The 19,097-nt window shown below is 43.2% G+C and carries 20 protein-coding genes; 2 read left to right on the forward strand and 18 right to left on the reverse strand.

Annotation, left to right across the window (positions count from 1 at the left end; all coding sequences use genetic code 11):
• Positions 1 to 73 precede the first annotated feature (73 nt).
• Positions 74 to 1,114: a helix-turn-helix domain-containing protein gene (locus tag ACKWCA_RS16225; protein WP_413979257.1), complete on the reverse strand. Its 1,041-nt coding sequence runs from the start codon at positions 1,112 to 1,114 to the stop codon at positions 74 to 76.
• Positions 1,115 to 1,378: 264 nt separating this feature from the next.
• On the opposite strand from ACKWCA_RS16225, the gene ACKWCA_RS16230 reads away from it, so the two are divergent.
• Positions 1,379 to 2,254, forward strand: a complete 876-nt coding sequence (locus ACKWCA_RS16230) for an aspartyl protease family protein (RefSeq protein ID WP_413979258.1) — start codon at positions 1,379 to 1,381, stop codon at positions 2,252 to 2,254.
• Between the two features lie 19 nt (positions 2,255 to 2,273).
• Here the strand turns inward: ACKWCA_RS16230 and ACKWCA_RS16235 are convergent, their stop codons facing one another.
• From ACKWCA_RS16235 to ACKWCA_RS16260, 6 genes are read right to left on the reverse strand one after another with little or no spacing between them, the layout of a single operon-like run.
• Entirely contained in the window at positions 2,274 to 2,741 is a 468-nt protein-coding gene (locus tag ACKWCA_RS16235) for a GNAT family N-acetyltransferase (RefSeq protein WP_413979259.1), read from the reverse strand.
• Between the two features lie 4 nt (positions 2,742 to 2,745).
• On the reverse strand, positions 2,746 to 5,379 hold the full coding sequence (locus tag ACKWCA_RS16240) for a DUF5916 domain-containing protein (RefSeq protein WP_413979260.1): 2,634 nt from the start codon (positions 5,377 to 5,379) through the stop codon (positions 2,746 to 2,748).
• Between the two features lie 55 nt (positions 5,380 to 5,434).
• The gene (locus ACKWCA_RS16245) at positions 5,435 to 5,812 is read right to left on the reverse strand and encodes a nuclear transport factor 2 family protein (RefSeq protein ID WP_413979261.1); all 378 of its coding nucleotides are present in this window, start codon (positions 5,810 to 5,812) and stop codon (positions 5,435 to 5,437) included.
• Positions 5,797 to 6,273 carry a hypothetical protein gene (locus ACKWCA_RS16250; protein WP_413979262.1) on the reverse strand — a complete coding sequence of 159 codons (477 nt, stop codon included), beginning with the start codon at positions 6,271 to 6,273 and terminating at the stop codon, positions 5,797 to 5,799. Before ACKWCA_RS16250 ends, ACKWCA_RS16245 begins: the two co-directional genes overlap by 16 nt.
• Complete coding sequence (locus ACKWCA_RS16255) at positions 6,270 to 6,557, reverse strand: DUF1272 domain-containing protein (RefSeq protein ID WP_413979263.1); 288 nt, start codon at positions 6,555 to 6,557, stop codon at positions 6,270 to 6,272. Before ACKWCA_RS16255 ends, ACKWCA_RS16250 begins: the two co-directional genes overlap by 4 nt.
• Positions 6,551 to 7,075, reverse strand: coding sequence for a DinB family protein (locus tag ACKWCA_RS16260; protein WP_413979264.1), 525 nt, complete (start codon positions 7,073 to 7,075; stop codon positions 6,551 to 6,553). The genes ACKWCA_RS16255 and ACKWCA_RS16260 overlap by 7 nt, the downstream gene beginning before the upstream one ends.
• 115 nt (positions 7,076 to 7,190) lie before the next feature.
• Here ACKWCA_RS16260 and ACKWCA_RS16265 point away from each other — a divergent pair, with 115 nt between their 5' ends.
• Positions 7,191 to 7,634, forward strand: a complete 444-nt coding sequence (locus ACKWCA_RS16265; protein ID WP_413979265.1) for an Lrp/AsnC family transcriptional regulator — start codon at positions 7,191 to 7,193, stop codon at positions 7,632 to 7,634.
• Positions 7,635 to 7,826: 192 nt separating this feature from the next.
• On the opposite strand, the gene ACKWCA_RS16270 is transcribed toward ACKWCA_RS16265, so the two are convergent.
• From ACKWCA_RS16270 to ACKWCA_RS16320, 11 genes are all read right to left on the reverse strand, one after another.
• Complete coding sequence (locus tag ACKWCA_RS16270; RefSeq protein ID WP_413979266.1) at positions 7,827 to 9,647, reverse strand: AMP-dependent synthetase/ligase; 1,821 nt, start codon at positions 9,645 to 9,647, stop codon at positions 7,827 to 7,829.
• A 73-nt stretch (positions 9,648 to 9,720) separates the two neighbouring features.
• On the reverse strand, positions 9,721 to 10,185 hold the full coding sequence (locus ACKWCA_RS16275; RefSeq protein ID WP_413979267.1) for a MaoC family dehydratase: 465 nt from the start codon (positions 10,183 to 10,185) through the stop codon (positions 9,721 to 9,723).
• A gap of 4 nt (positions 10,186 to 10,189) precedes the next feature.
• Positions 10,190 to 10,927, reverse strand: coding sequence for an SDR family NAD(P)-dependent oxidoreductase (locus ACKWCA_RS16280; protein ID WP_413979268.1), 738 nt, complete (start codon positions 10,925 to 10,927; stop codon positions 10,190 to 10,192).
• A 119-nt stretch (positions 10,928 to 11,046) separates the two neighbouring features.
• A complete protein-coding gene (locus tag ACKWCA_RS16285) occupies positions 11,047 to 12,021 on the reverse strand; it encodes an NADPH:quinone oxidoreductase family protein (protein WP_413979269.1) in 975 nt (324 codons plus the stop codon).
• On the reverse strand, positions 12,018 to 12,539 hold the full coding sequence (locus ACKWCA_RS16290; protein WP_413979270.1) for a PaaI family thioesterase: 522 nt from the start codon (positions 12,537 to 12,539) through the stop codon (positions 12,018 to 12,020). Before ACKWCA_RS16290 ends, ACKWCA_RS16285 begins: the two co-directional genes overlap by 4 nt.
• Before the next feature lie 88 nt (positions 12,540 to 12,627).
• On the reverse strand, positions 12,628 to 13,629 hold the full coding sequence (locus ACKWCA_RS16295; protein ID WP_413979271.1) for an NADP-dependent oxidoreductase: 1,002 nt from the start codon (positions 13,627 to 13,629) through the stop codon (positions 12,628 to 12,630).
• A gap of 199 nt (positions 13,630 to 13,828) precedes the next feature.
• Complete coding sequence (locus ACKWCA_RS16300) at positions 13,829 to 14,602, reverse strand: enoyl-CoA hydratase/isomerase family protein (RefSeq protein WP_413979272.1); 774 nt, start codon at positions 14,600 to 14,602, stop codon at positions 13,829 to 13,831.
• A 7-nt stretch (positions 14,603 to 14,609) separates the two neighbouring features.
• Positions 14,610 to 15,365, reverse strand: coding sequence for an SDR family NAD(P)-dependent oxidoreductase (locus ACKWCA_RS16305; RefSeq protein WP_413979273.1), 756 nt, complete (start codon positions 15,363 to 15,365; stop codon positions 14,610 to 14,612).
• A 124-nt stretch (positions 15,366 to 15,489) separates the two neighbouring features.
• A complete protein-coding gene (locus ACKWCA_RS16310; protein ID WP_413979274.1) occupies positions 15,490 to 16,557 on the reverse strand; it encodes a phosphotransferase family protein in 1,068 nt (355 codons plus the stop codon).
• Between the two features lie 138 nt (positions 16,558 to 16,695).
• Positions 16,696 to 17,916 (reverse strand): acyl-CoA dehydrogenase family protein, encoded by a 1,221-nt coding sequence (locus tag ACKWCA_RS16315; RefSeq protein WP_413979275.1) that lies wholly within the window; start codon positions 17,914 to 17,916, stop codon positions 16,696 to 16,698.
• Between the two features lie 125 nt (positions 17,917 to 18,041).
• Positions 18,042 to 18,812, reverse strand: a complete 771-nt coding sequence (locus ACKWCA_RS16320; protein ID WP_413979276.1) for a glucose 1-dehydrogenase — start codon at positions 18,810 to 18,812, stop codon at positions 18,042 to 18,044.
• Positions 18,813 to 19,097 lie beyond the last annotated feature (285 nt).

Consider the following 19,097-nt stretch of genomic DNA (forward strand, 5'->3'; position numbering starts at 1 on the left):
CCAAAATAGCATGTATTACTGGTAATCCCATAATCAGGATTCATGAAATGTACTATGGGGCTGTACAATGCTCCTATCTACCATTAGCACGTCGTTTATACTCATTTGGCGTAACCCCTTCTATGTCCTTAAATACCCTAAAGAAGGTCGACCTCGATTTAAATCCACATTCCTTCGCAAGACCGACCAAATCATAGTGGGCAAATTGTTTGTTTTTAAGAAGAGACTTAAACTCGTTGACCCTTAACCTATTGACATAATCTTTAAAGAGCCCTTTCTCCGTTATTTTAAAATAATCGATGAGTTCACGAATAGGTACCTGAAATGTGGCTGCACAGGAACCAATACTCAAATCGGTTTTCGTATAGATTTTTTCCCGCTCAAAATAACGTTCCATTAAGCTATCCAGTTTGTTCTTGTTTTTGACCGTGTTTACATGTAGAGCGACATCCCTGGGAAGAAACAGACGTTTAAAGAAGGTCAATTCGCTTAGCCCATAAACAAGAAGGAAATATGCCAAAAGGTATAGGTAACCATATATCCCAGTTGAAATCTTAGAAGCCATAAGAACAAGAACGGAAGTATTTGAAAGCTCGAATTGCGCCATTAAGTTTCGGATGATATCCCAGAGGGGTATTTGCAATAGGAAAAAATAAAGTGAGTAAAACAAAATCATCACTTTTTTATAGGCCTTCGGGAGTACTCTTTTTTGTGTTTCCTTGACTAATTCCTGCCAGGTCAAAAAGAAATACGATAGAAAAATGACAAAAACACTGCCCGAAAACAAATGGGTCACCGCGTAATTTGTACCCGGAATCTTCTCAATCAAAAAAAAGCGAACCGTCAAAAGGGTAATATAGTATACTGCAGGTACCAGTGTAAACTTAAAGATGGTCTTAAGCTCTAATTTCTCTCGGAAAGACCTGTAGTAAAACAATACTAAAGGACCTACCAATATGGGTTTCCCCGGCCCTATCAATACGAATAAAAGAAAATGGTCTTGCCAATATCCATAAAACACCTTTTTAAAAAACCATAAACCAAGAATCAGGCATAAAAATGCAAGAATCGTATTGGCCACCTTCGATCTGTATACAAAATGAAGTATGGCCACAACGAGGAGTTGCAAACCCAATAAGAACTGAATGCCAAGGCGTAGATTTTCGATAGCTCGACGTACTGGTTTATAGGTTAAAAGTATTAATATCTTGGTATTTAAAGGGATCGCGCAACACTTTTAGAGGTATTCCCACTCTTTTGAAGTCCCAAAATGAATTTCAGGACTTGTTGAACTGGTATGGCAACGGATTTATACCAAAATTCACCCTCCAAAATCGGTCATCCCATAAAACAGGATGGCTCTAAAATACAACGACTCATGCAGCGAATTATAACACTGATCCTATTGTTGGCATCCTTACCCTCAATTTCCAATGCACAAGAGTACCCCATTCATATCATGGAGGAGGGGCACATCATCATACAGGTACAACTGACCGATAGCATTACTGGAAATTTTGTTTTGGATACCGGAGCCGGGGTAACCGTCTTATCTGGAAAACTGTTCAACAAGGTATCTTCCCAAGCCAAAAAGAAGGGCTATTTTACCGGGTTTCGACATGATGGGGATCGCTTGGATGGGGAAGTATACGAAATTCCCGCATTGGCAGTCGGGGCTATTCAGCAATTCAGACCCGTGGTTGGCGTCTATCCACCCTTGGATGCCATGGGCATTGATGGTCTACTTTCGCTAAAATTCTTTGAAGACAAGCCTTTTTCGATTGATTTTAAAAATCGAAGTATCGCTTTTATCGACAATGAGCAATCATTGGTCTTGGCAAAAAACAACACTGCATTACCGTTGGAACTTTATCAACATACCAATGTTATGTTGGACATTTTTATACCAATTACAATAAATGATAGCACGGAGGTCTTGGCGGAATTCGACACTGGAAGTGGTTACGATGCGTATATAGTACATACAGGTTACCTCAACGACCTGAACCTGAATCCGACCGAAGGAAGGCCCCAGATCTATGAAACGCAATTGTCTAGGGAAAAACGAGAGGATGTTACCCACACCGTGAATTCCATTGCCATAGGCGAAGGTGAAGGAATGGTTAGATTGACTGATGTCGCAGTTATTTTTAGGGAGGGTTTAATATACAATGCACTCGTGGGTAGTGGGTTGTTCAAAAACAAAATCATAACTATCGATATTCCAAACAGAACATTCATTGTGCATCGTTAGGTCGTCTTTTTTTCAAATACTACCCTTCTTCATGAAAGTTTAAAAAAAATCTTTCCTTGGCTTTTGACTTAGCCCCGATTCGTCGATAGAATTTCATGGCCCTGGTATTAAAATCAGGAGTTTGCCACTGCATCAAATCACAGCCCAACGCTTGGCCTTCCCCTTGTATTCTTCGTAATAGTTTTTCGCCGAGGCCTAGTCCCCGAGCAAATTCCCTTATGAAAAGGCAATCCAAGTAGATGTACTCACCGGCATCCCAGGTGGCATACTGTTTCATATAGGTGGCATACCCTATGAGCTGTCCGTCATGCTCCACTACAAGACAATATACCTTGGGAGGTTCGGAAAATAAATCCTGAACTAGCCTCGTAGCCTGCCCATTAAATGTATAAGCCGCTTTCTCGTAGGTCGCATGCAAGTGGCATAACTTGATGATCCCCGGTACATCTTCGGGTCTTGCAAATCGTATGTTTCCCTGAATTTTCATCGTTCTATTTTAAAAATCTATACGTCAACTTGACCAAGAATATATTCGTAATATCCTTGATATTGGCTTGCAACCCTTGTGTTAGCCCTTGATCTAAGCCTCCAAAATTCGAGGCATTCTGGCTCCATACCAAATAGAGTTCCGAACCGGGTACATACTCCCAGCGTAAAACCATATTCGAACGCCATTGTACAAAAGAAAAATCAGGGTAAGCAAAGGAATAATCTACGGTACCGTCCATATTTTCGTCAACTTGAAAACCTAGGTCCGTCATTGAAAGTCGGTCATCTGACAATGAGGTCAAACGCCTATCAAAATCCGATGCCAATGGATCGTTCACAATACCGAATCCGTCGAATACTCCTTTAGAAATAAAAGGTTGTCCCCAATACTGTATACTTAAGGTTGGCGTTAAAATGTAGTCTATGCGTAACGGAATACTGAGGGTCTGTTGTTCGATAGCGCCTAACACATATCTTGATTCTTCATTGAAAAAGGCCCTTGTAACGTACTGCAGGCTATCATTGGTCTTGGTATATGACGGTGCCAAGGACACTGTTACCGAATTAATGGGCTGATAGGTAATAGAACCACTGAAAGTCAAACGATCCAATACATTCTCGACTGCAAATTGATTGGACAAGGTTAGACTAAACCGTAATTTTTTACGACTGTCCGAGGTTAGTGTTCCCCCAAAAGTAAACTCCTCTGGTTGCCGAAACCTAGGGCCACCGCGCAATAAAAAATTATTAAAATTTATGGGCTTGTAATCAGCGAATAGATTGATCCAGGTGTTATCCTTGAGGTTTAGCCAAGTATTCACATTCAATAAGAGTTCGTTGAAATTTCCCCCAAAGTCGAAGGCCGCAAATTGACTGTAATTCACAAGCCAGCTCCGCATCGATCGAAGAGGCTTCGTGGTTCGATATCCCAACCATCCATAGTACCGTAGGTCATCCGCTCTTAACTGAAAACCTATGTCGTTCAGCTCTAGTTCAGGGGAACGCCAGGTTACACCACTTTGAAAGCGCCAGTTTCCGGCTCCTTTACCTATCTGCAGATTACCCCCGGTGCCGGTCAGCGCTGTCGCGTCGGCATCTACAGTAATGTGATCCGCATCTTCCCTTTGGAATAGATGGGTGATGGACTGTTGGGTCTGGGTTATAGCATTTTGGGAACCCATGACCTTGCTAAAGATGAGATTACCTTTAAAATAATAGCTTCGGTTTTTCCAGTTATGGGTTATATCAAGACCTCCTGTGTACGCCGATTTATGAAGAAAATCGAGATTATCGGTCAAACTTCGATTGGTTGCTGTAAAAATTCCGCCGATAAAGGTGTTGTTATTATTGAAGTCTTTCTGTACTCGGGTCACCAAGTAGTTCGTAAGCGGCTCAACGGCCTCCTTTCTTTCCGTAGTACCATCGGAAATTGTAGCCGTCTCTTCAGAAGTAGCTGCCTCAAGAACTCCTATCGACCATCCATCCCTTGTCTTTCCACTGAATTTCGCCGCACCCAGAATCGTTGAAATATTGGGTTGATCACTAAACTCGTTCTCTGTTAAACTCGGAAACCCTTGCGGAGCCCTTCCGATACGTCTTGAGTAGAACAAGTTATCAAAACCAAAGGTGCGCCCGGCGTTTACAGAACTTGAAAAGGCAAAGTCGAAAATATTCTTGTTTTCAATAAAAAAAGGTCTTCTTTCTTGAAAGAAAATTTGAAAACCATCCAAGGCGATGGCAGATGGATCGGCCTCTACCTGCCCGAAATCAGGATTTATCGAAAAATCGAGTGTTAAGTCGTTAGTGACTCCCAATTTACCATCAAGACCGGCATTAAGTTTGGTCGTACTATTCTTGATCAAAGGATTACTACTTTCCATACCCAATTCATTTTGTGAGATTACAGCATAAGGCTGTATTTCCAATTGACGTTGTGGCTTCAAATTTTTCAATCCATGCAACTCTCCAAAACTACTTACCCATCCTGGAGCATTCAAGGGAGACCTTTGCCAAACGGAACGCTCTTCCTTTCTGAAAAACCGTCGTGTCGATTGAATTCCCCATAGCTGTTCCTCCGCCTTCCCAAAACGTATTTGACTGAGGGGTATTCGAATTTCAGCTGTCCAGCCTTCCTCATCGATGTTGGTTTTGGCATACCATATCGGATTCCATGTATTATCCCAACTTTGTCCATCATTGGTGATGTACTCCTCCCCCTGAACTCCTGATACGGAAATCGTAAAAGAATACGCAGTACGCAAATCACCAAGGCTGCCCACATTAAGTTCTACCCAGTCGCCATCAAAACCGTCTCGTCTAGAAAGCCGACTCACTATCTTTTCCGGTTCGTTGTCATAACATCTAAAGGCAACGAACAAGCTCTTATCGTCATATAAAATCTTGAGTTTCGTCGGATACGAGGGTTCAGTATTTTCATCAGGACTCCATTCCACATAGTTGCCGCTCCAATCCACTAAATCCCAACTAGGATCATCAATACGACCATCTATTTTGGGAGGAATAGCATCACCCAAATAAGAGGTCGTATAAATGCGTTTCGGAATGCTATCCTGAGCAAGTCCGCTCTCTAAAAATAGGCATGAGAATGTCAGGGCAAAAAATAGTGTTTTTTGCATAACTAATTGATTTTAATTTATTTACATTGATTTTAGTTCAATCTAACCAGGTCTTTTAGCCATCATTCTTAGTTCGATTTGCTCCCAGTTTTCTGTAGGCATTTTTCACATGGATGAACTCCTTACTAAATTCAAAGTAGTCGCATCCACGTATTTGCTGTAAATCGGTTGTCGTATACTCCCATTCCCAGAATCCGAATTCACCATGGATATGAATCTGAGATACTTTCGAAGCGATGGTATTGTCCATTGCGATCATTCGTTCAATTGCGCGTTGTACTTCGGCTTTTCCTTGAAATTTCTTCTTTTCATCAACAATAGAAGGACAATAGACACAGTCTTCAGTAAAAAAATCCATTATTTGCTCAATACTCTTTTCCGACCAGGCCTTTGCAAAATTGAGCAACCGTTCTTTCGTCATACTTTTTTCCATAGTGTATCTTTAGTGTACGCCAAATAATCAGGATCATTGGCTTTAGATAAGATATGATTGATCCAAGAGGCCCGTTCGTGTGCAAAAACCTCCAATTCCCAAACGCAGAGCAATGAATTTGTGTTATACGGTGAATCCGTAATTCGCTTGGGCGTTTCATAATTAGAGAACAGCACCTTGGTCTCGATCATTTCTCCACCGGTCCACCAGTTTAACAGAATCCAAACCCCTTCCCTTGCTTCATGAACTATTAAGAAAGCTTGCTTATAGGTAGGAAGTTTGGCGTTTTCTATTTGACCGACCCAAACCGGTACATGACGTTTGATATTTTGAAGAATATGATCTGAAGCAAATACTTCTTGATTTGTTATGGTATACACTTTAATATTCCATCCATTGCAATACAGGGTTTCCTTGAACATGATGGACCGCGGTTGATATTGTTCAAAAACAGCGCTCATCGTATTTCAGGTTTTAGGTTTGCATACTCGTCTTTCATCTTCTGAATCACGGTAGTGTCTTTCGGTTGATACACCCGTTTTTGCGAAACTGGATACTTGACTACCATAACGCCCGGCCGAATAGGTCGAGGGTGAAAATTTCCTCCACAGCTCGGGCATACATCTTCAAACAAGGTCACACAGTCTTTGCAGTAGGTACATTCAAAAGAGCAGATCATTGCTTCAGTACTTGTATTCGGCAATGATGTACCACATTGTTCGCAGTTGGGCCTGATCGCTAACATGACAAGTACTTTTTCATCACTATTTCCATATGCCATATATCGTGACCTGCTATAGTAAATGCAGCAGCCCTTGCGGACATCTTACTACCATCTGCTATCCCGATATGTTCAAGCTCATCATCCCCTAAACTGTTGAGTAAGATAATCGAGCTATTGCGAACAGCGGTAAATTCGGCAAGTAGGTCATCCATCGATTTTGACTTTGCCATGGAGGGTTCCATATAAATGCTTTGGTCAAAACCTGCCAATGCCGTTTTATCATTCCTAGCGATACGAAAAAGACGGTATTGGAAAATGCGTTCGGTATCCACCAAATGTTGAAGTACCTCCTTGCACGTCCATTTCCCAAGGTCATAAGCGTAGTCGTGTTTGTCATGTGGAATACCGTTGAAAAAAGAGACTACGGCTTCCTTGCCCAACTTAAAACTATCCCTAAGATGAATCTCATCCGGTAGCTTTTCGATATATCTCAAATAATAAGGGGCGAACTCCGATGGGCGCAAATCTTTCGTTGTCATTATATTAGTTTTAAAGCAAAATTAAAACACATATCACGTAATTTAAATTTTAAAATTAGGATAAAACAAAAAATAGCCTATTTTTATAATCTAAATATTTAAATTCATCTTATTTATGAAAATTGACGAAATCAACTGGAAGATTTTGGAAATGCTACAGAAAAATGCACGGGTAGCCCTAAAGGATTTGGCCAAGGAAGTTGGATTGGCATCACCAACCGTATCGGAACGCATACAGAAAATGGAGGATGCAGGAATCATAGAATCGTATCACACCAAAATCAACCTAGATAAACTTGGGTATTCCCTTGGGGTTTACATTACTATCAAAATACGTTTTGGACAAACACAGCGCTTTCAGGAGTTCATCCAAACTGTTCCGGAAATAAGTGAGTGTCATAAGCTTACAGGTAGGGATTGCATGCTGCTCAGGGGGTTCGTTCGCGACCCCAAACATCTGGAAGATCTGAACATAAGACTTGCGGTCTATGGGGAACTTACCACTTCTTTGGTGCTAAGTTCAATCATGGACGGAAAAATCTACGATAAGCCCTTTTAGGAAAAAAATAAGCCAATAATTCTAAGTAGCTTCGATACTTTTATTAGGAAGCATCAGTTGATTGGAGTCTAAACCCTCTTAACATGCGGCGGTGTTGGTATCTTGGTCTCTTTAGGGCATGGGTTGGTAAAACGCGTTAAGTCATACCGAACAACTGGCCCTACTTCATGATATCCCCTACTCCCTTTTTGATTACTCTGCATAAATACGGTCTATTTCCTTTTTGAATTTCTCGCGGATTACCCTGCGCTTCAACTTTAAGGTAGGCGTCAGTTCGGCATCCGAGCCATCTTCATGAATGGGCAACCACGGGTTGGGAGTCAGCACAAACTTCTTTATCTGTTCGATATGACTGAACTCTGGATTGTAGGAATCGATAATTTTCCGGAAGCGTTTGAGCACTTTTTTATGCGTAATCATCTCCTCAAAGGTTGTCCAAGGAATGTTTTTATGGTCACAATAGCTCTGTAATGCGGTTTCGGAGGGAACGATGAGTGCTGAAACGAATTTTTGCTTGTCGCCAACCACCATGATCTGTTCGATCAGAAAATCTTCCTTCATCCTATTCTCAATGGGTGCCGGAGCCACATATTTACCTCCTGAGGTCTTCAACAATTCTTTTTTCCGATCCGTGATCTTTAAAAACTCTCGACCGCCTTTTCCTTGTATCAATTTGCCTACATCTCCCGTACAAAACCATTTCTTACCATCGATTTCCTTGAAGACCTGCGCATTGATTTCGGGTTTTTTATAGTAACCCAGCATCACATTGGGGCCTCGGGCCAAAATCTCTCCCTCCCCTTCTTTATAATCCCCGTTCGTGCCATCAATATACAATTCGACATCCTTAATAGCATAACCGACCGTGCCCAGCATCGTCCCGTTGGGCTCCATGGTATTTCCGGTCAAGGTCGGGGAAGTTTCCGTTAGACCGTAAGCTTCTTTAATGTTGATTCCTGCCGCACAGAAAACCCGTAAAATTTTAACAGGGCACGGGGCTGCCCCGGTAACGATCATCCGCACATTACCCCCGAGGGCCAAACGCCATTTGCTAAAAATCAGTTTGTCCGCTATTTTCCACTGAATACGTTCGCTAAGGGAATACTTTTTATCGATTTCGTAAGTGTCCGCCAGCTCCAAGGCCCAGAAAAAGAGTTTGCGCTTGATTCCTTCCAAGGTCAATCCCTTGTTATAAATCGCCTCATAGATCTTTTCCAATAGTCTAGGCACCGTAGTAAAAAGAACTGGCTTTACTGCAGCCAAGTCCCCTTCAGGGCCACTTAAATTGTCGGTACCGGCATAATGCGTCGATACGCCCAGATAGTAGTACGCCATAGAAACCGCACGTTCGTAAATGTGGCATAACGGTAAGAAACTCAGCGCACTTTCCCCTGCGTTTATCTTCAGTAAGTGGGAGGTCTCCACCACCACATGCATTAAATTCTTGTGTTGTAACATCACACCCTTCGGGTTACCGGTGGTGCCTGAAGTATAAATAATCGTAGCCAAGTCATCACCCTTGATCTTTGCCTTTACAGCTTCCAAGGTGTCCCTGCCCTCTTCAGTAAAAATAGACTTCCAAAAAGGCGCTTCTTCCTTTTCGTCGAAAGTATGGATATGCCCTAAGGTCTCGACGCTCTCTTTTGCCGTAGACAGTTTGTCAAAAAGGTCGCCTCCCCCACAAAAAGCGCTTTTCACTTCCGCCTCATTGAGAATATACACGTACTCGCGTACACTTATCGTTGGATAGAGGGGGATACTGATGATGCCCGTCATTTGCATGGCGAAATCCATGATGACCCACTCGGGGCGATTTTTGTAAACGACCATGGCCACCTTATCACCAGGTTGTAAACCTAGTTTTAAAAGGCCACAGGCCGCCCGTTCCGACGCATCGGCAACAGCTTGGGAACTGTAACTGATCCAATTGCCCTCTAAATCTTTACCGTTCAAGGATTTTTCTAAGGGTTTGTTTTCAAGTTGATGATAGAGTAAGTCGAAGAGTCTGGTCATTGGTTTGGTATTTAATCGTAATAATTTACGAAAAATACCTAGGTTTCCATTCGGAAACTTGGTTCCAGTCTGTTTACTCGAACATTAAGCTGATAAACTCCGCCACACAAGCCGGTTTTTCAGTGCCTTCAATCTCCACGGTACAGGCCCATGTAATTTTCAGCCCTGTATCACCATAGTTCTCGATGGTTGAAATGCCGGCTACCAGACGTAGGCGACTTTCAACCAAAACCGGAGCAGGAAAACGCACTTTGTTCAAACCATAATTTACGCCCATCTGAACGGATTTTACCCGAATCAATTCTCCGAGCATTTTCGAAAGCAGGGACACCGACATAAATCCATGCGCCACGGGCTTTTTAAAAGGAGAATACTTCGTTGCCTTTGCAATGTCAACATGAATCCATTGAAAATCGTAGGTAGCTTTGGCGAAATCATTGATCATTTCTTGGGTGACCATTATCCAATCGCCTATTGGAAGTTGCTTGCCCTCCAACTCACGAAACGCCCTCAAGTCTTTTAATTCTAGCTTTGCCATAGATTTATCTTGATGTTCCACCGTCAATCGTTAAACATATTCCGGATACGAAACGCGCTTCGTCCGAAGCCAAATACAAATAGCCATATGCGATATCGATAGGTTGTGCAACGGTTTTTAAGGGAATACTCGCCTGTATCGCCGCAAAATGTTCTTCCGGAATTTGGTCTACCATATCGGTCATGGTAAACCCAGGGGCAATAGCGTTAGCGGTAATACCATGTTTACCCAACTCGACCGTCCATGTCTTGGACATCGCAATCACGCCTGCTTTGGTCGCAGCATAATTGGTTTGCCCAAAATTTCCTCGCAGGCCTACATTGGAGGCTGCACTGACAATACGACCATATTTGTTGGCCTTCATATAGGGTGCCACGGCTTGGGTACACAAGAAGACTCCTTTGAGGTTCACATCGATAACGGCATTCCATTCTTCTTCGCTCATCTTTTCGAGTGTGCGATCTCGCGTGATGCCAGCATTATTAATTAGGATATCAATACGGCCATAGCGCTCGTTTACATTGGCGAACACTGCTTCAATGGCCGATTTATCGGTCACCGATACGGCATGAAATTCCGCTTTACCCCCCTGGCCAACGATAGCTTCCACTACCTGTTGCCCTTGCGTCAATAGATCGATTATAATCACGGTAGCCCCTTCTTTTGAAAATAATTCGGAGATGGCTTGCCCTATTCCTCTAGCTCCGCCTGTTACTATTGCTATTTTGTCTTTTAATCTCATCTTATTTTCTTTCTGATTTTTTGACTCTTGACTCTTGGCTCCTAAATCAACTAAATCGCCATCCAACTCCTAACTCCTAACTCCTAACTCCTAACTCCTAACTCCTAACTCCTAATGTACTATACCCTAACAATCAATTTCCCTTTTACTTTTCTATTCATCATTTCTTCCAAGGCTTTCGAGGTGTCCGCCAAATCATAGATAGCATGGATATGGGGGTTCAACTTTCCTTCTGCATGCCACTGCATCAAGGTCATAGTGTTTTGCATGTTCGCTTTGGGATACTTCATGGCATACCCTCCCCAGAAAACCCCAACAACGGAAACTCCTTTTAACAGCGGTAGGTTCAACGGTATTTTCGGAATAGTGCCTGCGGCGAAACCAACCACCAAAAAGCGACCGTCCCATGCGGTGCCACGTAGTGCTGCTTCCGAGTAGGTTCCCCCAACGGGGTCGTAGACCACATCCACACCTTTGCCATTGGTCATTTCCTTAAGGGTTGTTTTGAGATCTTGTTCTGTATAATTAATCGTGCTGTCCGCTCCGTACGCCCGGCATAACGCCAATTTTTCATCGGTGGAGGCGGCTGCAATCACATTGGCTCCCATTAGCTTGCCCAATTCAACAGCCGCGAGCCCTACTCCCCCAGATGCACCCAATACCAAAAGTGTTTCTCCTTCCCCCAACTTTGCTCTGTTCTTCAAAGCGTAGTAAGAGGTACCGTAAGCCATCATAAACGAGGCTGCAATAGGGAAATCCATTTGAGTAGGCTTTGGAAAACAGGCATTTGCAGGAACCAGTACTTCTTCGGCCAATGCCCCGTGAGGTACAAAACCAAATACTTCTTGACCAACTTGTACATGCGTCACGTCTTCCCCTACTTCTTTTACAATACCAGCGAGATCGCTTCCCGGCGTAAAAGGCAGTTCGGGTTTGAACTGGTACAACCCCTGAATAATTAGCGTATCAGGGAAATTCAATCCGCAAGCCTTCACGGATACCAATACTTCCGTCGCTCTCGGATTTAGACTCGCTACTTCTTCCAGCACCAAGGAAGATGGCGGACCGTATGTGTTACATCGAATGGCTTTCATTTTTTGGTCTTTCGTTTATTTTTAAAATAAATCTTATCCGCTATATAAATTCGTTTCTTTACTTCGCAAAAAACCACGGACCCGTCCTTATTCATCAGTTGTGTGGTTTTTAATATCTCGGTTTCGTTATGATCCTCCACTTTTTGTTTGATAGCGGCTACTTCATTTTCGGTATACTTAAACTCTGCAAACAGGTGTTCTTTCGCAGGACGCTTAAAGAATATTTCCGCTGATTTATCCCAAACCACATAATTCGAACCTAAAAGTTGTATCAACTGTACCATGGGTATGGGATCAACCGATGCGAACATACTTCCTCCAAAAATCGAATTCACATAGTTTCTATTTTTATAACTCAGTGGAAGTTTGATCCGCACCTGTAGCAAATCTTCTGAAACGTCTATAATTCTCCCTGTACTTCTGCGATACATAGGGGAAAGATTGAATCCGTATTTAAAAAGTGTTGGCCTTCCGATAAATTTCGACCCTATTTGCCCTATTCTTTGATAGATTGACATTTTTAAAATGATGTTATTTTTGACGATTTTTATTCAAGTTGCCCTGTCCTCACTTCTCAAAATCAAAGTCCTATTCGTTTCTATCTCCCTAATTATCTATCACTTTCAATACAAGTTTACCCATTTTATCACCAGTAAAAAGTCGATTGAATGTCTCTGGGAATTTTTCGATACCCTTGTAAACATCCTCTCGACTTTTGAGTTTTCCTTGCGCAAGCCATCCACCTAATATTTGAGCCCCTTCTTTGTATCGGTCCGCATAATCAAAAACGACCATACCGGTCATACTGGCCCGATTGACTAACAACGAGAGATAGTTACTCGGGCCTTTGATATTGGTCTTGTTATTGTACTGAGAAATGGCTCCACAAATCACAATTCGGGCATGTCGACGTAATCGTGTCAAAGCAATATCCAAAATCTCCCCACCGACATTATCGAAATAAATATCGACTCCTTTGGGACATTCTTCTTTAAATCGAGTGGCAACATTTTCGTTCTTATAATCGATACAGGCATCAAAACCCAATTGCTCCACAACATATTTGCATTTCTTGGGGCCACCTGCAATGCCAATCACCTGGCATCCTTTGATTTTTGCGATCTGCCCCACAATACTTCCAACTGCCCCGGCCGCTCCGGAAACCAGAACGGTTTCCCCTTCTTTTAGCTTAGCGACTTCCGTGATACCGAAATAGGCGGTCATCCCTGGCATTCCCAATGTGCCGATGTACATGGGCAATGGGGCCAATTGAGGGTCGACCTGATAAAATCCCTTTCCATCGGTTACGGCATATTGTTGTACTCCACCAGTTCCGGCAACAAATTGCCCGACTTCGAATTTGGGGTTTTTCGACACCACAACCTGACCTACGGAACCCGCTCGCATTACCGAACCGATTTCCATGGGGGCGATATAGGATTTTCCTTCGTTCATCCACCCTCGCATCGCTGGATCCAAAGACACATAGTGTTGTTTGACCAAGATTTGACCCTCCTCGATTTCAGGAACGGGGTTGGTTACGAGTGACCAGGTAGACGCATCCGCTTCTCCTTTAGGCCTTTTTACGAATAGTAATTGTTTGTTCATCGGTTTTACATTTTATCGGTAGTTACCTGATTCTCTATTTGTGTTTTTTACTGCGCACTTTACGTTATACGCTGTACGTTTTATACGATGTGCTACACACTGCTTTCTGTATTCACTGCTCATAACCTTTATTTTCAAACGGTATACTGCCAACTGTTAATTGTTCAATGCTCATTGTTCATTGCTCATTGTTCACTGTTCATTGGTTCTTCTTGCTCGAAAAACTTTCCACATAGGCTTTCATTTTTGCCCTTGTCTCAGGTTTCCACCAGAGTTCAGAGGCTTCCCTTAGTGAATTTTCAGCCTTCAAATCCAATTTGTCCCAGAGGTGTTTTCGTAATTTGGCCTTGGTATTCCTTAGGATTTCCTGATCGGCTTGCATATAATGGTGCATTTGTGTTTCAGCCCGAAGCACTACATTTTCCAAAGGAACTAGCTCATCTACCAGACCGGCGGCAAGAGCTTCTTTGCCAGAAAGTAGTTTTCCTGATAGGATGTATCTATGGGCCAAGCCGTCACCCATCCAATAGGCATAAACCTCCGTTAAGTTTTGACTGATCTGAATGTTGACGGCCACTTCATTCAAACCGATGACATAGGTATCTCCTTCAGCCATATACCGATTATCGCTCGTCACTGCCAATACGCAACCCCCCGCCGGAGAATGCCCGGTTATGGCGGAAATAAAGGGCTTTTTAAATTGCACGAGTTCAAGGTACAAGGCCCCAAAGGAAACAAAGAAGTCCTGAATTTGAGGTTTGTCGTAACCGTAGAGTTCAATTAAATCAAGCCCCGCGGAAAAGTAATGCGGCTTCCCTGTCAAGATCACACCTTTAACGGTGTCGTTCTTTCCCAGTTCATAAAAAATATCCCTGAGGTCCTGTACCATTTCAAAATTGATGGCGTTCACCTTCCCACGGTTCATTTGAACAATGGCATAATCGGTTTTATATAATACTTCCAATGTATTCATATTCTAGCTATAAAGAGGTGCCCCCGTCTAAGGTAATTGTTTGTCCGGTCATAAATTTAGAATTGTCGGAAGCGAGCCAACAAATTCCTTCGGCGATTTCGTCCGCTTCGCCAAAACGTCTCATGGGAATATACCGTTTCAAGATATCGCCCATATCCTCCCTAGTGGAAAGTAACTGATCGAGCAAGGCAGAATGAGTATAGCCAGGACAAACAGCATTGATTCGAATATTCTTATGCGCATATTCCAAAGCTGCGGATTTCGTCATACCCACTACCGCAAATTTGCTCGCACTATAGGAGAGGTTATTGCCAGAGGCTTTTAAGCCCGCTAGTGAAGCTACATTCACCATAGCTCCGTACCCTTGTTTCGTCATTTGCCTCAAAGCAACCTGCATGCAATAAAAAACACCTGTTTGATTTACTGCGATAACTTTATGCCAATCATCATGAGTGTGTTCGGCCGTTTTCCTTTGATGCGCTCCTCCTATACCTGCATTATTGACCATGACATCTATCTGATGGTGTTCTTTAACCGTCATGGCGATCAAGGCCTCGACCTCTTCAAAATTCGTTACATCCGTTTTGATGGCTGTAGCATTACCTCCGAGATTTTTTATTTCACCCGCTACCTCTTGGGCACTATCCAAATTCATATCGGAGACGATTACAATCGCCCCGTGATGCCCGAAGAGTTTGGCAGTGGAAGCTCCAATGCCGCTTCCTGCACCCGTTATAACAACTACTTTGGTCTTTAGATTCATGGCATTTTATTTTATTCTTTCATTCGGTTGTTCCCAACAATTATGTCGCTGCGCTTATTGGTTCTATCTTCGTTCAGTGCTCGTCCTTAATCGATCACTGCCAACTACCGATTGTTCATTGCTTTCAAAACAAATTATCGATCTGTTTTTTTTGAATCGCCTGCCAGGCGGTATTGCAACACAACTCTGCCGCTTTATTCAAATGCGCGAACTTTGGGTCACTGGTATGGCCATTCTTGTATCGGAAATAGATTTGCTGTGCGATAACTGCTATTTTAAAGAGACCGTATGCATAATAGAATACCAGATGATCAATATTTCGACCACTCTTGATGGCATATTGCTGCACGATTTCGGTCCGTGAGGGATTCCCTTCCATAACCGTTGGGGACTGCAACCCTTGTTTCATGATAGCAGGATCAGTGACGGTAGTCCAATACCCTAAGGAAGTTCCCAAATCCATCAGAGGGTCACCCAAGGTGCACATTTCCCAATCTAGGATGGCCGTAATTTCTTTCCATGAGCCGGATGTGAAGACTACGTTATCGTACTTAAAATCATTATGGATGAGGGTCTGGTCATATGTTTTAGGCTGATTTTCTTGCATCCAGACCATCACCTTTTCCGCCGCGGGCACCTCATCCGTGGCCGCCGCCAAATACTGTTCACCCCAATTGGTCACTTGCCGCTCGACATAACCCTCAGGACGACCAAGATTCTCTAATCCGGCTGCTTTGTAATCACTATTGTGAAAGGCCACAAAAGTCTCTAACCAGGTATTGGAAATCGTGTTGAACTCCGCAGGTGTTACCTGGCGTTTTCGGGCTTCCTTCGCAGTGAGAATTTCACCTTCCACCTTACTCATAATATAAAATGGGGCTCCGATAATGGATTTATCCTCGGTATAGGCATGTGCCTTTGGCGTTTTATCGAATACCTTGTTCAGGTTTGAGATTACCGTGTATTCCCTGCCCATATCATGTCCCCTTTTTGGAGCAGCCCGAGGCGGACGACGCAACACATATTCTTTATCCTCGATTTTTAAGAGATAGGTAAGATTAGAAAATCCGTTAGAGAACTGATCGACTTCTAACTCACTAGTCGTATCTGAAATCAAATGATGCGCAAGAAGGAACTTCTTGAGTTGTACGGCATTCAATTCCTCACCTTCACGTACTGGTTTTGTGTTCATGTTTTTGTTCTTCACCCTGTGCAAGGGGCAATTTTTTTTCGCTCTTCGCTGTGCGCTTTACGTTTTACGTTTTACGTTTTGCGCTTACTACTAATTATAGTTGCGGTTAACTGCTCATTGTCAACTGTTAATCGAACATTAACTCTTTCCGCTATATCTCTTAATCACATTCTTTCCTAACTGACTCATATGAACCTCATCGGGGCCATCTGCCAATCGAAGCATTCTACCAGCCGCAAAGAAATGCGCCAAAGGGGTATCGCCACAAACTCCTAGACCGCCCAATATTTGAATGGCTTTGTCCACTACCCGCAAGGTCATCTTAGGAGTCACAATCTTGATCATGGCAATTAAATCCTTTGCTTCTTTGTTTCCCAATCGATCCATTTTATCCGCTGCGGACAGGACCAACAAGCGTGTTTGTTCAATGTCACAGGCCGAACTGGCAATGGCCTGACGTACACTACTGTAGGTATCCAATGTTCTACCAAAAGGTTTACGACCTGTGGTACGTTCGGCCATAATTTCCAACGACCGTTGGGCCATACCGATCAGCCGCATGCAATGATGAATTCTACCCGGACCTAAGCGCCCTTGGGCAATAGCGAAGCCTTGTCCTTCACCGACCAAAAGGTTCTCTTTAGGTACGCGTACATTGTCCAGTTTTATTTCCGCATGTCCCTCTGGGGAGTCGGTATATCCGAAAACGGTCAAGGGCCTTACGATTTCAAGACCCGGCGTATCCATAGGTACCAAAATCATACTTTGTTGTAGGTGTCGTGGGGCGTCGAAATCCGTTTTGCCCATCACAATGGCTATCTTGCAATTCGGGTCCATCGCCCCAGAAGACCACCATTTTCTTCCATTAATGACATAGGCATCGCCGTCGGCCTTGATAGAAGTTTCAATATTCGTCGCATCGGAAGAAGCAACTTCAGGTTCCGTCATTAAAAAGGCGGAACGAATGGTTCCGTTCATTAAGGGCTTGCCCCATTTTTCTTGCTGCTTTGGAGTGCCGTATTTAGCCAACACTTCCATATTGCCCGTATCAGGTGCGCTACAATTAAAAATCTCGGAGGACCACAATATCCGGCCCATAATTTCAGCGAGGGGCGCATATTCCAAATTCGTCAAACCCGGACTCAAATCACCGTAGCTTTTGGGAAGAAACAAATTCCAAAGTCCGGCTTCCTTTGCCTCTTTTTTTAGGGTTTCTAGACCAGGCCATCTTTTCCAGGCGTTATCATGATTGCCGTGGAATGCTTCCACTTCCTTTTCGACTGGCGCAACGTGTTCCGTGATAAACTTCTTGAGTTTTTCTTGATAGAACAGGGATTTTTCGCTGTATTGGAAATTCATGGATTACTTATTGATGGTTGGGTGTTAAATAAACTATATACTTCAAACTTCTTTCTTCTTATTATTTTCTGTGTGGCTCCTCATTATTTTGCTTTTTACGTCTTCCGTATTGCTCAATACCCAGTCTATCCCGAAATCAAATATCCGCCGTCCGCGGCATATACGCCTCCTGTCATGTATGATCCGGCATCGGAGGCCAAAAGCATGACCACTCCCGCCATTTCATCGGGGTGGGCCATTCGGCTTAATGGTACCATTTGCTCATAACCCGCAACCAGCTTCTCGTTGGACCACAAACTTTCGCTGAATTTCGTTTTGATGAGTCCCGGACAAACGGCATTGGCTCGAATCCCATACCTGCCCCATTCTTTTGCCTGGTTCTTGGTCAACATAATCATCGCGGATTTCGTCATACTGTACAGTCCCAATCGAAAACCGGGGTGAACACCTTCTACCGACGATATATTGATAATACTACCTCCGCCCTGTGCTTTCATATAAGGCTGCACTAGATTGGAAAGTAACCATGGTGCTTTTACATTGATTGCCATAATCTTATCGAATACCTCCTCACCTGTTGCTTCAAGAGGACCATAAAAGGGGTTGATGGCAGCGTTATTCACCAAAATATCGATGCGCCCAAAAGCTTCCGAAGTTTTTGTCACCAATGTCTTGCGTTGATCGTCATCTCCGATATGGCAGGCGATTCCTAAGGCTTCCAAACCAGCTTCCTTAAATTCTTCCGCCACTGCATCTACGGCCTCTTGCTTTCTAGAACTGACGACCACTTTAGCGCCGTTCTCCGCCAAACCGCGGGCAATCGATTTCCCGATACCCTTACTTGACCCAGTCACTATGGCAACTTTTCCGGTCAGGTCGAATTTTTGTTTTATCATAGGTACACTCTTTCTATTTATTGCTCTGAATCCCTTCCTTTAAACTTCATGCCGTACGCCGTATATTACAGGCTTTAGGTTCACTGGTACAAATTCCAAAAATCAAATTCCAAATTCCAAATTCCAAATCTCAAACTTCATGACTTACGCTGCATTTCATTCGCTTTTCGTCTCGCACCTCGCTATACGCTATACGCTATACGTTTAAGATATATACTTTTTGCCAACTGTTAACTGCTCATTGTCCACTGGTATAAATTCCAAAAATAAAATTCCAAATTCCAA

Source organism: Maribacter corallii (assembly GCF_047345415.1).
Taxonomy (GTDB): domain Bacteria; phylum Bacteroidota; class Bacteroidia; order Flavobacteriales; family Flavobacteriaceae; genus Maribacter_C.

What these genes read in the sequence shown, in the direction of transcription:
- ACKWCA_RS16300 (WP_413979272.1), bottom strand. Translation starts at nt 14,602, where the DNA reads ATGAATACATTGGAAGTATTATATAAAACCGATTATGCCATTGTTCAA.
- ACKWCA_RS16285 (WP_413979269.1), bottom strand. Translation starts at nt 12,021, where the DNA reads ATGAAAGCCATTCGATGTAACACATACGGTCCGCCATCTTCCTTGGTG.
- ACKWCA_RS16250 (WP_413979262.1), bottom strand. Translation starts at nt 6,273, where the DNA reads ATGAGCGCTGTTTTTGAACAATATCAACCGCGGTCCATCATGTTCAAG.
- ACKWCA_RS16240 (WP_413979260.1), bottom strand. Translation starts at nt 5,379, where the DNA reads ATGCAAAAAACACTATTTTTTGCCCTGACATTCTCATGCCTATTTTTA.
- ACKWCA_RS16265 (WP_413979265.1), top strand. Translation starts at nt 7,191, where the DNA reads ATGAAAATTGACGAAATCAACTGGAAGATTTTGGAAATGCTACAGAAA.
- ACKWCA_RS16295 (WP_413979271.1), bottom strand. Translation starts at nt 13,629, where the DNA reads ATGAACAAACAATTACTATTCGTAAAAAGGCCTAAAGGAGAAGCGGAT.
- ACKWCA_RS16245 (WP_413979261.1), bottom strand. Translation starts at nt 5,812, where the DNA reads ATGGAAAAAAGTATGACGAAAGAACGGTTGCTCAATTTTGCAAAGGCC.
- ACKWCA_RS16260 (WP_413979264.1), bottom strand. Translation starts at nt 7,075, where the DNA reads ATGACAACGAAAGATTTGCGCCCATCGGAGTTCGCCCCTTATTATTTG.
- ACKWCA_RS16230 (WP_413979258.1), top strand. Translation starts at nt 1,379, where the DNA reads ATGCAGCGAATTATAACACTGATCCTATTGTTGGCATCCTTACCCTCA.
- ACKWCA_RS16235 (WP_413979259.1), bottom strand. Translation starts at nt 2,741, where the DNA reads ATGAAAATTCAGGGAAACATACGATTTGCAAGACCCGAAGATGTACCG.
- ACKWCA_RS16310 (WP_413979274.1), bottom strand. Translation starts at nt 16,557, where the DNA reads ATGAACACAAAACCAGTACGTGAAGGTGAGGAATTGAATGCCGTACAA.
- ACKWCA_RS16320 (WP_413979276.1), bottom strand. Translation starts at nt 18,812, where the DNA reads ATGATAAAACAAAAATTCGACCTGACCGGAAAAGTTGCCATAGTGACT.
- ACKWCA_RS16315 (WP_413979275.1), bottom strand. Translation starts at nt 17,916, where the DNA reads ATGAATTTCCAATACAGCGAAAAATCCCTGTTCTATCAAGAAAAACTC.
- ACKWCA_RS16275 (WP_413979267.1), bottom strand. Translation starts at nt 10,185, where the DNA reads ATGGCAAAGCTAGAATTAAAAGACTTGAGGGCGTTTCGTGAGTTGGAG.
- ACKWCA_RS16290 (WP_413979270.1), bottom strand. Translation starts at nt 12,539, where the DNA reads ATGTCAATCTATCAAAGAATAGGGCAAATAGGGTCGAAATTTATCGGA.
- ACKWCA_RS16280 (WP_413979268.1), bottom strand. Translation starts at nt 10,927, where the DNA reads ATGAGATTAAAAGACAAAATAGCAATAGTAACAGGCGGAGCTAGAGGA.
- ACKWCA_RS16270 (WP_413979266.1), bottom strand. Translation starts at nt 9,647, where the DNA reads ATGACCAGACTCTTCGACTTACTCTATCATCAACTTGAAAACAAACCC.
- ACKWCA_RS16305 (WP_413979273.1), bottom strand. Translation starts at nt 15,365, where the DNA reads ATGAATCTAAAGACCAAAGTAGTTGTTATAACGGGTGCAGGAAGCGGC.
- ACKWCA_RS16255 (WP_413979263.1), bottom strand. Translation starts at nt 6,557, where the DNA reads ATGTTAGCGATCAGGCCCAACTGCGAACAATGTGGTACATCATTGCCG.